This window comes from Oceanicola sp. 502str15 (genome assembly GCF_024105635.1).
In the GTDB taxonomy this organism is placed as follows: Bacteria; Pseudomonadota; Alphaproteobacteria; order Rhodobacterales; family Rhodobacteraceae; genus Vannielia.
The window spans coordinates 995098-1008603 of sequence record NZ_WYDQ01000001.1; the positions used below are offsets into that span (position 1 = coordinate 995098).

The following is a 13506-nucleotide window of genomic DNA, read 5'->3' on the forward strand; positions in this document are numbered from 1 at the left end:
GAGATCGGGTAGTCAGAGGGCGGCGGCGGAGAGGGTTTGCCAGGTTTTCATCCGGGCGCGGAACCACGATCGCTGCCGTTTTGCATACTGACGTGTTGATATTTTGGCACGTTCCGCCGCCGCCTCGAGGCTGATTTCGCCCTGGAGATGGGCGATCAGCTCGGGTGCGCCGATGGCCTTGGAGGCGGGCAGGGCGGGGGACCAGCCCGGGAGATTCGCCCGCGCCTCCTCCAGCGCACCGGCCTGAAGCATCTGCGAAAAGCGCCTTTCGATGCGGGGGGTGAGCCACTCCCTGGGCGCGTCGATGAGGAAGGGCTGGGCCGTGGCGCGCGGCAGCAGGGGCGCCGGGGTCTCGTCCTGCCAGCGCCAGAGCGGGGTGCCGGTGGCGCGCAGCACCTCGAAGGCGCGTTGGACGCGGGCGCGGTTGGCGCAGTCGATGCGGGCCTTTTGGGTCTCGTCCAGCGCGTCGAGCAGGGCCGGCAGGGGCAGGGCATCGGCTTCGGCGCGGAGGGTGGCGGGCACCTCGGGGATCTGCGCCAGACCCTCGGTCAGCGCGGTGAAATAGAGGCCGGTGCCCCCGACCACGATGGGGCGCGGGCCGCTTTCGAGCAGCGGGGCGATGTCGCGCAGCCAGTGGCCGACGGAGTAGCTTTCGTGCCCCGGCACGTGGCCGTAGAGCGCATGGGGGGCCTGTGCCTCTTCCTGCGGCGAGGGGCGCGCGGTGAGCACGCGCCAGTTGGCAAAGACCTGAAGCGCATCGGCATTGATGATCCGGCCGCCGGAGCGCGCGGCAATCTCCAGCGCAAGGGCGGATTTGCCCGAAGCCGTGGGCCCAGCGATGAGCACCGGGCGCTCTGCGTCGAGCGATTTCCAGTCGATCATGGTCTCTGCCGATTTCCGCCGTTGAACCTGCTGGCAAATTCCGACATTTTGCGCGCCAGATGCAAGTGGCCCCGGGGAGAGCGCGATGACGGATGCAAGCGGTGACGGGGCGACAGCCGGGGCGAAGACGACCTATCGGCGTGTTCTGCTGAAGATTTCGGGCGAAGCACTGATGGGCGACCAGGGATTTGGCCTGCACCCGCCGACGGTTGAGCGGATTGCCCGCGAGGTGAAGAGCGTTCACGACCTCGGCGTCGAGATCTGCATGGTGATCGGGGGCGGCAACATCTTTCGGGGGCTGGCAGGTGCCGCCCAGGGGATGGAGCGCACCACCGCCGATTACATGGGGATGCTGGCCACGGTGATGAACGCGCTGGCGATGCAGTCTGCGATGGAGGAGCTGGGCGTGCACACCCGCGTGGTGAGCGCGATCCCGATGGACCAGGTCTGCGAGCCCTACATCCGCCGCCGGGCCGTGCGCCACCTGGAGAAGGCCCGCGTGGTGATCTTTGCCGCCGGCACCGGCAACCCCTATTTCACCACCGACACCGCCGCCACGCTGCGCGCCAACGAGATGGCCTGCGAGGCGATCTTCAAGGGGACCAAGGTGGACGGGGTCTATGACATGGACCCGATGAAGCACGCGCACGCCAAGCGCTACAACAAGGTGAGCTACGACGAGGTTCTGATGAAGAACCTCAAGGTGATGGATGCCAGTGCGATTGCGCTGGCGCGCGACAACAACCTGCCGATCATCGTGTTCAGCCTCGATGAGCCGGGAGGCTTTACCTCGATCCTTGCGGGTGAGGGCACCTATACGATGGTGAAGGGGTAGCGCTGGGGGCACCCAGGCTACGGATGCTGGAAATATGGGTCTGTCTGGCATAGAAGCGCGGGCAGATTGAGAAGAGGACGGGCAGATGTCTGACGAATTCGAGCTGGATACCGACGATCTTGAGCGGCGGATGACCGGGGCCATGGCCAATTTGCGGACCGAGTTTGCGAGCCTTCGCACCGGCCGCGCCTCGGCCTCGATGCTGGAGCCGGTGCAGGTGGAGGCCTATGGCCAGATGACGCCGATCAACCAGGTCGGCACGGTGAACGTGCCCGAGCCGCGGATGGTGACGATCAACGTCTGGGACAAGGGCCTGGTGAACGCGGTAGAGAAGGCGATCCGCAACTCGGGCCTCGGGATCAACCCGCAGATGAACGGCACCATCATCATGCTGCCGATCCCCGAGCTGAACGAGGAGCGCCGCCGCGAGCTGACCAAGGTGGCCGCGCAATATGCCGAGAACGCCCGGGTCAGCGTGCGCAACGTGCGCCAGGACGGGATGCAGCAGATCAAGAAGGCCGAGAAGCTGGCCGAGGATGACCAGAAGTTCTGGGAATCGGAGGTGCAGGAGCTGACCGACAAGCACATCAAGCTGATCGACGCGGCGCTCGAATCCAAGCAGGGCGAGATCATGCAGGTGTAAGCCTGCCCCTGCCTCGGTAACCTTATTGAAACATGAAACGCGTAGGTGGGGGCAGGGGCCCGCACCCGCGGCCCAATTTGGCGCAACTGCGGGGAGAAACTGGCAATGGCCGCCCCGCCGCGCTAAAGACAGCCATGCCGGTGCCGGGTTTCGGCAGGTCGGCAAGGAGGCCGGTAGAATGGCGAGAGACGCGAGCGAGAACGCCGCACCACGGCACGTGGCCATCATCATGGATGGCAACGGACGCTGGGCCACGCGCCGGGGCCGCCCGCGGCTGTTCGGCCACCAGGCCGGGGCCAAGCGGGTGCGCGAGATTGTCGAGGCCTGCCCGGAGCTCGGGGTGAAATACCTCACCATCTTTGCCTTCAGCACCGAGAACTGGAAGCGCACCCAGGCCGAGGTGGCCGGGCTGATGCTGCTGTTTCGCCGCTACATCACCAAGGAGGCGCAACGCCTGCTGGCCAAGGGCGTGCGGGTGCGCTTCATCGGCGACCGGGTGAAGCTCGATGGCAAGCTGGTCTCGCTGATGGACGAGCTGGAGGCGCTGACGGCGGGCAACGAGAATGTGCATCTGACCATTGCGCTCAACTACGGCGGGCGCGACGAGGTGACACGCGCCACCCAGCGCCTTGCGGTCGAGGTGGCCGAGGGCCGGCTGAAGCCCGAGGACGTGAACGCGGAAACCCTCAGCCATTTTCTCGACACCTGCATGCTCCCCGACCCTGACCTGGTGATCCGCACCAGCGGCGAGGCGCGGATCTCCAACTTTCTGCTCTGGCAGTCGGCCTATGCGGAATACGAATTTGTCGACACGCTCTGGCCCGATTTCAGCGCCGCGTGCTTTGGCGATGTCATCGCGGGCTATGCCGCGCGCGACCGCCGGTTCGGTGCGGTGGGCGCATGAGCGGCAAGTGGGATGACCTTGCGCCACGGGTGATCGCGGGCGCGGTGATGGTGGTTGTCGGCGTGGCCGGCATCCGGGCCGGGGGCATCTGGTTTCAGATGCTGGCGGTCTTCGTGACCGCGGTGATGGTCTGGGAACTGGCCAGCATGATCAAGCGCGAGGGCGACACGGCGATGCTGCTGGCGGCGCTGACGGCCTCGGTGCTCTCGGGGCTGCTGGCCTATGATGCCAACTGGTCGATGCTGCTGCTCTTTGCCCCCGCCGTCGCGGGCGCGGCGGCGATGCCGCGCGAGCGGATGACCTTCTTCCTGTTTGCGCTCGGGATCATGGCCGCCGGCTGGGGGCTTGTGACCTTCCGCGACCAATACGGCGGCACATGGCTGTTCTGGCTGGTCTTCGTGGTCGTCGTCACCGATGTGGCCGGCTACTTTGCCGGGCGGATGATCGGCGGGCCGAAGTTCTGGCCGGCGGTCAGCCCGAAGAAGACATGGAGCGGCACGGTGGCGGGCTGGATCGGGGCGGCCTGCGTGGGCGCGCTGTTTTTGACCTTCACCAATGCCGGGCGCGACCTGATCTGGATCTCGGCGGTGCTCGCCTTCGCAAGCCAGATGGGCGACATCGCGGAATCGGCGCTGAAGCGGCGGATGGGCGTGAAGGACAGCTCGGCGCTGATCCCCGGCCATGGCGGGCTGTTCGACCGGTTCGACGGGCTTCTGGGCGCGGCGCTGTTGATGCTGCTGGTGGCGTTGATCGTCGATGTGCCGGAGGTGCGGATTTGAAACGCATCAGCCTGCTCGGCTCGACCGGCTCCATCGGAGAAAGCGCGATGGACCTGATCGGGCGCGGCGGCTTCGAGGTGGTGGCGCTGACCGGCGGGCGCAACGTGGCGCGGCTGGCAAGCCAGGCGGTGGCGCTGAAGGCCGATCTGGCCGTGACCTGTTTTACCGAATGTTACCAGGAGCTTGCGGCCCGCCTCAAGGGCAGCGGCGTGACCGTTGCGGCGGGCGCCGACGCGGTGGCGCAGGCGGCGGCGCGGCCTGCCGACCTTGTGGTGAACGGCATCGTGGGCGCGGCCGGGCTGCGGCCCTCGCTGGCGGCGGTGAAGGCGGGCGCGACGCTGGCGCTGGCCAACAAGGAGAGCCTTGTCTGCGCCGGGCCGCTGCTGATGGCCACGGCGCGGGAGGCGGGTGCCACGGTGCTGCCGGTGGACAGCGAGCATTCGGCGGTGTTTCAGGCGCTGGTGGGCGAAGAGATGAGCGCGGTCGAGCGGGTGGTGATCACCGCGAGCGGCGGCGCGTTTCGCGACTGGCCGCTGGCGGCGCTGGAAGAGGCCACCCCGGAGCAGGCCGCGACCCATCCCAACTGGGAGATGGGGCAGCGCATTACCATCGACTCGGCCTCGATGTTCAACAAGGCGTTGGAAGTCATTGAGGCGCATGAGTTTTTCGGCATCGCGCCGGAGCGGATCGAGGTGCTGATCCACCCCCAGAGCGCGGTGCACGCGCTGGTGGGCTTTTGCGACGGCGCGATGATGGCGCATCTCGGCGCGCCCGACATGCGCCACGCGATCGGCTACGCGCTGAACTGGCCCGCGCGCGCGCCGCTGCCGGTGGAGCGGCTCGACCTTGCCGCCCTCGGCCGTCTCGACTTTGCCGCCCCCGACCCGGCGCGCTACCCCGCGCTCGGCCTCGCCTACGAGGTGATGGCGGCGGGCGGGCTGATGGGCGCGGTCTTCAACGCGGCCAAGGAGGCGGCGCTGGACGGGTTCATCGCGCGCCGGATCGGCTTTACCGACATGGCCCGCGTGGTGGAGGCCACCATGGGCCGGATGGCCTCGCAAACCAGTCTTAACAATGACATGATGACACTTGATAACGTGCTGCAGGCTGACCAGATGGCACGAGAACTGGCCCGTGAGGCCATGGCAAAGACACAAGAGGCAACGGGCTAGGCATGGAGTTTTTCGGCATTCTGGGAGGCACGGCAGGATATGTCGTGGCCTTCGTGGTGGCGCTTTCTATCATCGTGGCGGTGCATGAGTACGGCCATTACATCGTGGGGCGCTGGTGCGGAATCCATGCCGAGGTGTTCAGCCTCGGGTTCGGCAAGGTGCTCTACAGCCGGACCGACAGGCGCGGCACCGAATGGCAGATCGCCGCGCTGCCCTTTGGCGGCTACGTGAAATTCATGGGGGACGCCAATGCTGCCTCGGCCGGGGTGGACGGCGAGGCCGTGGCCGGGCTCAGCCCCGAGGAGCTGCGCCGCACCATGCCGGGCGCGCCGGTCTGGGCGCGGGCGGCGACGGTGGTGGCGGGCCCCGTCTTCAACTTCATCCTGAGCTTCGTGATCTTCAGCGCCATCGTGGCCGTGCGCGGCATTGCCACCGAGCCGGTGCAGGTGGGCGCGCTGCAACCGCTGCCGCAGGAGGTGCGGGTGCTGGAGGCGGGCGACACGATTCTGGAGATCGACGGCAAGGCGGTCACCGATATCAACAGCCTCTACGACGCGACCGCCGATCTCGACCTGACCCGGCCCGTGGCCTACCGGATCGAGCGCGACGGGGCGGAGATGATCGTGCAGGGCACGACGCCGTTTCCGCCGCTGATCTCTTCGGTCAGCCCCAACTCGGCCGCGATCGACGCCGGGCTGGAGGTGGGCGACGTGATCACCTCGATCGACGGCGAACCGATCACCGCCTTCAAGGAATTGCAGGCGGCGGTCCTGGCGGGCGAGGGGGCGCCGGTGGCGCTGAAGGTCTGGCGCGAGGGCGAGACGCTCGATTTCACCATGACCCCGCGGCGCACCGATCTGCCCACCGCCGACGGCGGCTTCGAGACGCGCTATCTCATCGGCATCAACGGCGGCCTCGCCTTCGAGCCCGCGACCGACCGGCTCGGCCCGCTTGAGGCGGTGCAATACGGCGTGCAGCAGACGTGGTTCATTGTCACCAGCTCGATCAACGGCCTCGGCAAGATGATTTCGGGCGCGATCTCTTCGTGCAACCTGAGCGGCCCGCTGAAGATTGCGACCACCGCCGGGCAGATGGCGAGCCAGGGCGGGCAGAGCTTTATCTGGTTCGTGGCGGTGCTGTCGACCGCGGTGGGCCTGCTCAACCTGTTCCCGATCCCGGTGCTGGATGGCGGACATCTGGTGTTTCATGCCTGGGAAGCCGTCAGTGGCAAGCCGCCGCCCGAGCGGCTGCTGAACATCCTGATGATGATCGGGCTGACGCTGATCCTCAGCCTGATGGTCTTTGCGCTTGGCAACGACCTGTTCTGCGAGGGCGGGATCTTCTGGAAGATCCGGGCCTGGTTTGTCTGAGGCGGGCGTTTTCAGCTGACACGGGCGGGCGCCGCAATCTTGCCACAATTGGCGGGGGCGGTGCCCAAATGGTGACACAGTCAGCCGATAGACATTGGCCCGGACCTAATCGGGAGATGCAGGGTACACCCATGCAAACCATGACTGAAGGATATCAAAGCCTCAGCCTTATCGTCCGGCTGAACTCGGATCGGCTGCTCTACGTGGCGACGATTGCGACCGCCCTTGGCGGTGGTGCCTGGATCGGCACGCTGTTCAACTGAAGGCAATCCGCTGAAGTGCAGATGAAAAAGACGCCCCCGGGCGTCTTTCGTCGCTTTGACACCACCCCCAATACCGGCTAGTGAAGTTGGACAACAAAAGGCGGTAAAAACTGGGGGCCGAGGGCATGTTTCGAGCAGCCGAAACCGGGGCGGGACGGGGCGCGACGAAAGCGTTGATGCAGCGCGTCGCACTAGTCATTTTCACAACATTTGCAATGGCTTACACGGTCATTCCGAGCCAGGCGAGCGCGCAGTCGTTCAATTTCAGCCGGGTCGAGGTGAACGGAAACCAGCGGGTCGATGCCGCAACGATCGTCTCCTACGCCGGAATCGCCCGGGGCGAAACGGTGAGCGCGGCGCAGATCAACGACGCCTATCAGAACATTCTGGGCTCCGGCCTTTTTGCCACGGTCGAGGTGGTTCCGCGCGGGTCGACGCTTGTGATCAACGTCCGCGAGAACCCCACCATCCGCCGCATTGCCTTTGAGGGCAACAAGCGGGTGAAGGACGAGGAGATGGAGAGCGTCATCAAGAGCCGCACCAGCCGCGTCTTCCAGGCCGGGCAGGTCGAGGCCGATGCCGCCGCCATCACCGAGCTCTACCGGGTGAAGGGCCGGGTCGCCGCCACCGTGACCCCCAAGATCATCCGCCGCAGCGGCAACCAGGTTGACCTCGTGTTCGAAGCGACCGAGGGCCGCACGGTCGAGAACGAGCGCATCAGCTTTGTCGGCAACCGCAAGTATTCGGACCGCCGCCTGCGCGGCGCGCTTGAGACCAAGCAGGCCGGGATCTTCCGCCAGCTGATCCAGAGCGACACGCTGATCGAGGAGCGCATTGCCTTCGACAAGCAGGTGCTGCGCGACTTCTACCTCAGCCGGGGCTACATCGACTTCCGGGTGCAGAGCGCGACCGCCGAGATCACCCGCAACCGCGACGCCTTCCTCGTCACCTTCAACGTGCAGGAAGGGCAGCAGTTCAGGATCGGCAAGGTCACGGTGACCTCGTCGATGCCGGAAGTGGATGCCAACGAGTTTGCCCGTGCGCTGCGGGTCCGGCAGGGCCGGGTCTACAATCCGCAGATCGTGGAGACCAACATCAGCCGTCTGGAACGGCTGGCGGCGCAGAAGGGCATCAACTTCATGCGGGTCGAGCCGCAGGTGACCCGCAACGAGCGGGCGCTGACGCTGGACATCAACTTTGCCATCTCCAAGGGTCCGCGCATCTTTGTCGAGCGGATCGACATCGAGGGCAACGCCTCGACGCTGGACCGGGTGGTGCGCCGCCAGTTCAAGGTGGTGGAAGGTGACCCGTTCAACCCGCGCGAGATCCGCGAAGCGGCAGAGCGCATCCGCGCGCTCGGCTTCTTCGAGACGGCGGATGTGAACGCGCGGCAGGGCTCCTCGGAAGACCAGGTCGTGGTGGATGTCGACGTGGTGGAAGCCTCGACGGGCTCGCTCGGCTTTGGCGCCTCCTACGGTTCGGACGCCGGACTTGGCTTCAACATCAGCTTCTCGGAGCGCAACTTCCTCGGCCGTGGCCAGTCGCTGAGCTTCGGGCTGGATACCACCAGCTCGGCCAAGGCGGTGAACTTCGGGTTCCGGGAGCCGGCCTTCCTGGGCCGCGAGGTGACCTTCGGGATCGACGCCAACTATCGCCAGACGGAATCGGAGAACTCGCGCTATGACACCACCATCGGTGTGATCCGCCCGCTGTTCGAGTTTCCGCTGGCAGAGCGCAGCCGCCTTCAGGTGCGCACCGCGCTGTCCTATCGCGAGCTTTCGGGGATCGACGTGGGCGATGGCGGGGCCGATACCGGCTCGTCCTTCATCCTGCGCAACGAAGAGGGTGAGCGCTGGGATGCCTCGGTGGGATACACCTATATCTATGACAGCCGCATCACCGGCCTGAACCCGAACGCGGCGATCCGCTTCAGCTTCGGGCAGGACTTCGGCGGGCTGGACGGCGAGAACCAGTATATCAAGACCACCGCCGCGATGACTGCACAGACCAAGGTGTGGAACGAGGAGGTCACGCTGCGGGCCGAACTGGAGGGCGGTGCGCTGCACTACACTTCGGGCGGCTCCACGGTGCTGGATCGCTTCACGCTGAACGGCAAGATGCGCGGGTTCGAGGCCAACGGCGTTGGGCCGCGCGACCTGAACGTGACCAACGAGGACGCGCTTGGGGGCAACTTCTTCTTCGTGGCGCGCCTCGAAGCGGAGTTCCCGCTGGGGCTGCCGGAAGAATACGGCATCTCGGGCGGCGTCTTCTATGACATCGGGTCTGTCTGGGGGCTCGACGACACCGGCGGCGGGCCGGATGGCACCTTTGCGGTGGACGACGAACTGCACTGGCGCTCCGCCATCGGTCTGTCGGTCTTTTGGGATACCCCGATCGGGCCGCTGCGCTTCAACTTCTCGGAAGCCATCATGAAGCAGGACTACGACAAGACGCGCAGCTTCGACATTTCGATCCGCACCGATTTCTGATGCCCGGGCGCAGACATTCCCCGGGCGCAGGACTGCTGCGGGCGGGGCTGATGTTGGGGGCCCTGATGATCGGGCTGGCCGGGGCGGGTGCCCCGGCTGCGGCACAGGAGGGGGCACGACCGCCTTCGTCGGTGCTGACGATCAACCAGGAGCGGCTGTTTCGGACCACGCTGTTTGGCCAGCGCCTGCAGCGTGAGCTGAATGCGGCGCGCTCCGAGCTGATTGCCGAGAACGCCCGCATTCAGGAGCAGCTCGAAACCGAGGAGGCCGCGCTGACCGAGCGGCGCCAGACGATGGAGCCTGCCGCCTTTCGCGCGCTGGCGACCGCCTTTGATGACAAGGTGACCGAGATCCGCGCCGAGCAGGAGGCCAAGACCCGCAGCCTGCAACGTCGGCAGGAGCGCGATCAGCAACTGTTCAACTCGGCCATCGGCCCGGTGGTGCGCGAAGTGGTGGAGGCGCGGGGCGCCTCGGTGATCCTCGATTCCCGCGCGATCCTGCTGGCGGTGTCGGATGTGGACGTGACGGACGTGGTGCGGGCCCGCGTCGACGAGATTTTGGGAGACGGCGGCAGCCTTGCCACCCCGCCGGAAGAAGAAGACACTCAAGAGCCGGGCGAGATCCCGTTTGCCACCGGCGAGCCGGTGGACGAAGGCGGCACAGGCTCGGACTGAGGCGCAGGAAGGACAAACAGCATGAGCGATACCCCCGAAACCGTTGATCTGGAGATGATCCAGCGGATCATTCCGCACCGCTACCCGTTCTTGCTGGTGGACAAGGTGCGCGACGTGAAGTTTTGCGAGAGCGCGGTTGGCATCAAGAATGTCACCTTCAACGAGCCGCATTTTCAGGGCCATTTTCCCGGTGCGCCGATCATGCCCGGCGTCACCATCATCGAGGCGCTGGCGCAGACCGCGGCGGTGATGGTGGGGGCGTCGCTGGAGCTTCAGGACAAGGGGATGCTGGTGTATTTCATGGGCATGGAGGGCGTGAAGTTTCGCCGCAAGGTGGTGCCCGGCGATGTGCTGGAGCTGCATGTGAGCGTGACCCGCGGCAAGCCCGGCGGCAAGGTGTGGAAGTTCAAGGGCGAGGCGAAGGTGGAGGGCGAGATGGCCGCCGAGGCCGAGTTTACCGCCATGATGGACATGCCGCAGGCCGCCGCTTCGGAGGGCAAATGAGCGTCGCCTCGACCGCCACGATCCACCCCACCGCCTGCGTCGATGAAGGCGCGGTGATTGGCGCGGGTGTCGATATCGGCCCCTTTGCCTACATCGGCCCCGAAGCGAAGATCGGCGAGGGCTGCCTGATCAAGAGCCATGCGGTGATTACCGGCAACACCGAGATCGGGCCGGAGTGCACGGTGTTTTCCTTCGCGGTGATCGGGGAGATCCCGCAGGATCTGAAGTTTTCGGGCGAGAAGACGCGGTTGGTGATCGGCGCGCGCAACCGCATCCGCGAGCATGTGACGATCAACTGCGGCACCGAGGGTGGGGGCGGCGTGACCCGTGTGGGCGACGACTGCCTGATCATGGCGGGCGCCCATGTGGCCCATGATGCGCAGGTCGGCAGCCGGGTGGTGATCGTCAACTCCGCCGCTGTCGCGGGGCATTGCGTGATCGAGGATGATGTGATCATCGGCGGGCTTTCGGGCATTCATCAATGGGTGCGGATCGGGCAGGGCGCAATCATCGGGGCGGTGAGCATGGTGACGCGCGATGTCATCCCCTACGGGCTGGTCGAGGCCAGCCGGGGCAAGCTCGACGGGCTCAACCTCGTGGGGCTGAAGCGGGCCGGTGTGGCGCGTTCGGACATCACCGCGCTCAGGGCGGCCTACCAGATGCTGGCGCAGGGCGAGGGGGCGTTTCAGGACCGCGCGCGCCGTCTGGGCGAGGAGACCGAAAGCGAATACGTGCGCCGGATCGTCGACTTTGTCACCGGGGAGAGCGACCGCTCTTTCCTGACCCCGGAGTAGCGCCTTGCTGGCGCTGATTGCAGGGCAGGGCCAACTGCCCGCCCGGATTGCGCTTGCGGCGAAGGGGCCGGTCCGGATCTGCGCGCTGGAGGGGTTCAGCCCGGCGCATCTGGAGGTGGACGAGCGCTTTCGGCTCGAGCGGCTGGGCAGTTTCATTCACGGATTGAAGCAGCGCGGGGTGCAGGAGGTCTGCATGGCGGGCGCGGTGCGCCGCCCCGAGCTGCGGTCCGATCTGGTTGACTCGGCGACGGCGCCACTGGTGCCCCGGATCAGCGGGGCAGTGCTGCGGGGCGATGATGCGGCGCTGCGCGAGATCATTGCCATCTTCGAAGAGGCCGGGCTGGCGGTGCGTGCCGCCCATGAGATTGCGCCCGAGCTGCTGCCCGCGGCGGGCGTGCTCACCAGTGCCGGGCCGAGCGCGGAGGATGTGGCCGATGCGGCGCGGGCCGAGGCCATCGTGACCGCCATGGGGGCGGCGGATGTGGGGCAGGCCTGCGTGGTGGCGGCCGGGCAGGCGCTGGCGATCGAGGCGATCGGCGGCACCGACTGGATGCTGCGCTCGCTCCTGCGCACCCCCGAAGAGGCGAAGAACCGCGAGGAGGAGGTGCTGAAGGGCGCGTCGCTGATGGATCAGGCGATGGACTGGATCGGCGACTTTGCCGATTTCTTCTCCCCCCGGGACGGCTCGCGCCTGCCCGAGCGCGACCCTGCGCTGCCCGGCGGCGGCCTGCTCTACAAGGCCCCCAAGCCCGGTCAGGACCGCCGCGCCGACCTGCCGGTGATCGGCCCCGACACGGTGATGCGCGCCGCCGAGGCCGGGCTGACCGGCATCGTGCTGGAGGCGGGCGGCGTGATGGTGCTCGACGTCGAGACCTGCGTGGCCATGGCCGATGCGGTGGAGATGTTTCTCTGGGTGCGCCCCGGAGGCGAGGCGTGAGGGTGTTCGTCATCGCGGGCGAGCCCTCGGGCGACCGGCTGGGCGCGGCGCTGATGGGCGGGCTGAAGGCGCTGGCCCCGGGTGTGGAGTTTCGCGGCGTGGGCGGCAGCGGCATGGCGGGCGAGGGGCTGGAGAGCCTGTTTCCGATGGAGGAGCTCTCGGTGATGGGGATCGCCGAGGTGCTGCCCAAGTATCGCGCCCTGATGCGGCGGATCAAGCAATGCGCCGCCGAGGTGGTGGCCTGGAAGCCCGATGTGCTGCTCACCATCGACAGCCCCGATTTCTGCCTGCGGGTGGCGCGGCGGGTGAAGGCCGAATGCGACGTGAAAACAGTGCATTACGTTGCGCCTACGGTCTGGGCCTGGCGTCCGCACCGGGCCGAGAAGATGGCGCAGGTGATCGACCATGTGCTGGCGCTCTTCCCCTTCGAGCCGCCCTATATGGAGGCCGCGGGGATGAGCTGCGATTTCGTCGGGCATCCGGTGGTTTCCGAGCCGGTGGCCAATGCGGAGGAGGGCGCGGCGTTTCGTGCCGCCCATGGGATTGGCGCCGCGCCGCTGATCATGGCGCTGCCTGGCTCGCGGCGCGGCGAGGTGAATCGGTTGGCCCCGATCTTCGGCGAGGCGCTGCGCCCGCTGGTGGCGGCGCGCCCCGACACCCGCGTTGTGGTGCCCTGCGTTGCCTCGACGGCGGGGCTGGTGAAGGAGCTCACCGCCCGCTGGCCCGGCACCCCGGTGCTGCTCGACCCGCGCGACCAGCCCGCAAAGGCGGCCCAGGCCGAGAAGCGCGCCGCCTTCGCTGCCGCCGATGTTGCGCTGGCGGCCTCGGGCACGGTCTCGCTGGAGCTGGCGGCCAATGCGCTGCCGATGGTGATCGCCTATGACATGAGCTGGCTCAGCCGCCAGATCATCGGCCGGATGCTGAAGGTGGACACGGTCACGCTGGTGAACCTCGTCGCCGAGAGCCGCACCATCCCCGAGTTCATCGGGGCCGACTGCAAGCCGGCAAGGATTGCCGAGGGCCTCACCGCCGTGCTCGCCGCGCCGGGCGCCCAGCTCGAAGCCATGGCCCTCTCCATGTCGCGCCTCGGCCGCGGCGAGGAACCGCCCGGCCTGCGGGCCGCACGCTCTGTCCTCGCCCATATAAACTGACCCTGTTCATTTTCTTGCTGCAAATATCTCCGGGGGGTGTGGGGGGCTGGCCCCCCACTGAACGGCGTCGGAAACCGCCCGCCCCGCCGGCTGACATCAAGCCGCTTTG

The 13506-nt window shown here is 67.0% G+C and carries 14 protein-coding genes; 13 read left to right on the top strand and 1 reads right to left on the bottom strand.

The genetic code is table 11. The annotated features are described in order from the left end of the window. Window positions 1–12 precede the first annotated feature (12 nt). Complete coding sequence (gene miaA / locus GTH22_RS04725) at window positions 13–882, bottom strand: tRNA (adenosine(37)-N6)-dimethylallyltransferase MiaA (protein ID WP_252943599.1); 870 nt, start codon at window positions 880–882, stop codon at window positions 13–15. An 85-nt stretch (window positions 883–967) separates the two neighbouring features. On the opposite strand from miaA, the gene pyrH reads away from it, so the two are divergent. The 13 genes from pyrH to lpxB all read left to right on the top strand — a co-directional run bounded on the left by pyrH (window position 968) and on the right by lpxB (window position 13397). Continuing rightward, window positions 968–1717 (top strand): UMP kinase, encoded by a 750-nt coding sequence (pyrH, locus tag GTH22_RS04730; protein WP_252943600.1) that lies wholly within the window; start codon window positions 968–970, stop codon window positions 1715–1717. An 85-nt stretch (window positions 1718–1802) separates the two neighbouring features. Continuing rightward, window positions 1803–2360, top strand: coding sequence for a ribosome recycling factor (gene frr, locus GTH22_RS04735; protein WP_252943601.1), 558 nt, complete (start codon window positions 1803–1805; stop codon window positions 2358–2360). Window positions 2361–2538: 178 nt separating this feature from the next. Next, window positions 2539–3264 carry a polyprenyl diphosphate synthase gene (gene uppS, locus GTH22_RS04740; RefSeq protein ID WP_252943602.1) on the top strand — a complete coding sequence of 242 codons (726 nt, stop codon included), beginning with the start codon at window positions 2539–2541 and terminating at the stop codon, window positions 3262–3264. Continuing rightward, the gene (locus GTH22_RS04745) at window positions 3261–4043 is read left to right on the top strand and encodes a phosphatidate cytidylyltransferase (protein WP_252943603.1); all 783 of its coding nucleotides are present in this window, start codon (window positions 3261–3263) and stop codon (window positions 4041–4043) included. The genes uppS and GTH22_RS04745 overlap by 4 nt, the downstream gene beginning before the upstream one ends. After that, window positions 4040–5215: a 1-deoxy-D-xylulose-5-phosphate reductoisomerase gene (dxr, locus tag GTH22_RS04750; RefSeq protein WP_252943604.1), complete on the top strand. Its 1176-nt coding sequence runs from the start codon at window positions 4040–4042 to the stop codon at window positions 5213–5215. Before GTH22_RS04745 ends, dxr begins: the two co-directional genes overlap by 4 nt. A gap of 2 nt (window positions 5216–5217) precedes the next feature. Next, entirely contained in the window at window positions 5218–6585 is a 1368-nt protein-coding gene (rseP, locus tag GTH22_RS04755) for an RIP metalloprotease RseP (RefSeq protein ID WP_252943605.1), read from the top strand. Between the two features lie 131 nt (window positions 6586–6716). After that, window positions 6717–6848 carry a hypothetical protein gene (locus GTH22_RS22055; protein ID WP_256471554.1) on the top strand — a complete coding sequence of 44 codons (132 nt, stop codon included), beginning with the start codon at window positions 6717–6719 and terminating at the stop codon, window positions 6846–6848. 125 nt (window positions 6849–6973) lie between these two features. Continuing rightward, complete coding sequence (gene bamA, locus GTH22_RS04760; protein ID WP_371928317.1) at window positions 6974–9337, top strand: outer membrane protein assembly factor BamA; 2364 nt, start codon at window positions 6974–6976, stop codon at window positions 9335–9337. 50 nt (window positions 9338–9387) lie between these two features. Beyond that, on the top strand, window positions 9388–10011 hold the full coding sequence (locus tag GTH22_RS04765; RefSeq protein WP_252943607.1) for an OmpH family outer membrane protein: 624 nt from the start codon (window positions 9388–9390) through the stop codon (window positions 10009–10011). Between the two features lie 21 nt (window positions 10012–10032). Next, the gene (gene fabZ, locus GTH22_RS04770; RefSeq protein ID WP_252943608.1) at window positions 10033–10515 is read left to right on the top strand and encodes a 3-hydroxyacyl-ACP dehydratase FabZ; all 483 of its coding nucleotides are present in this window, start codon (window positions 10033–10035) and stop codon (window positions 10513–10515) included. Next, entirely contained in the window at window positions 10512–11309 is a 798-nt protein-coding gene (gene lpxA, locus GTH22_RS04775) for an acyl-ACP--UDP-N-acetylglucosamine O-acyltransferase (protein WP_252943609.1), read from the top strand. The genes fabZ and lpxA overlap by 4 nt, the downstream gene beginning before the upstream one ends. A gap of 4 nt (window positions 11310–11313) precedes the next feature. Next, a complete protein-coding gene (locus tag GTH22_RS04780; protein WP_252943610.1) occupies window positions 11314–12246 on the top strand; it encodes an LpxI family protein in 933 nt (310 codons plus the stop codon). Then, a complete protein-coding gene (lpxB, locus tag GTH22_RS04785; RefSeq protein ID WP_252943611.1) occupies window positions 12243–13397 on the top strand; it encodes a lipid-A-disaccharide synthase in 1155 nt (384 codons plus the stop codon). The genes GTH22_RS04780 and lpxB overlap by 4 nt, the downstream gene beginning before the upstream one ends. Window positions 13398–13506: the final 109 nt, after the last annotated feature.

Excerpts from the sequence above, each read along its gene's own strand:
- rseP (WP_252943605.1), top strand. The coding sequence starts at position 5,218 with ATGGAGTTTTTCGGCATTCTGGGAGGCACGGCAGGATATGTCGTGGCC.
- GTH22_RS04745 (WP_252943603.1), top strand. The coding sequence starts at position 3,261 with ATGAGCGGCAAGTGGGATGACCTTGCGCCACGGGTGATCGCGGGCGCG.
- lpxA (WP_252943609.1), top strand. The coding sequence starts at position 10,512 with ATGAGCGTCGCCTCGACCGCCACGATCCACCCCACCGCCTGCGTCGAT.
- pyrH (WP_252943600.1), top strand. The coding sequence starts at position 968 with ATGACGGATGCAAGCGGTGACGGGGCGACAGCCGGGGCGAAGACGACC.
- miaA (WP_252943599.1), bottom strand. The coding sequence starts at position 882 with ATGATCGACTGGAAATCGCTCGACGCAGAGCGCCCGGTGCTCATCGCT.
- GTH22_RS22055 (WP_256471554.1), top strand. The coding sequence starts at position 6,717 with ATGCAAACCATGACTGAAGGATATCAAAGCCTCAGCCTTATCGTCCGG.
- GTH22_RS04765 (WP_252943607.1), top strand. The coding sequence starts at position 9,388 with ATGTTGGGGGCCCTGATGATCGGGCTGGCCGGGGCGGGTGCCCCGGCT.
- fabZ (WP_252943608.1), top strand. The coding sequence starts at position 10,033 with ATGAGCGATACCCCCGAAACCGTTGATCTGGAGATGATCCAGCGGATC.
- frr (WP_252943601.1), top strand. The coding sequence starts at position 1,803 with ATGTCTGACGAATTCGAGCTGGATACCGACGATCTTGAGCGGCGGATG.
- uppS (WP_252943602.1), top strand. The coding sequence starts at position 2,539 with ATGGCGAGAGACGCGAGCGAGAACGCCGCACCACGGCACGTGGCCATC.
- bamA (WP_371928317.1), top strand. The coding sequence starts at position 6,974 with ATGTTTCGAGCAGCCGAAACCGGGGCGGGACGGGGCGCGACGAAAGCG.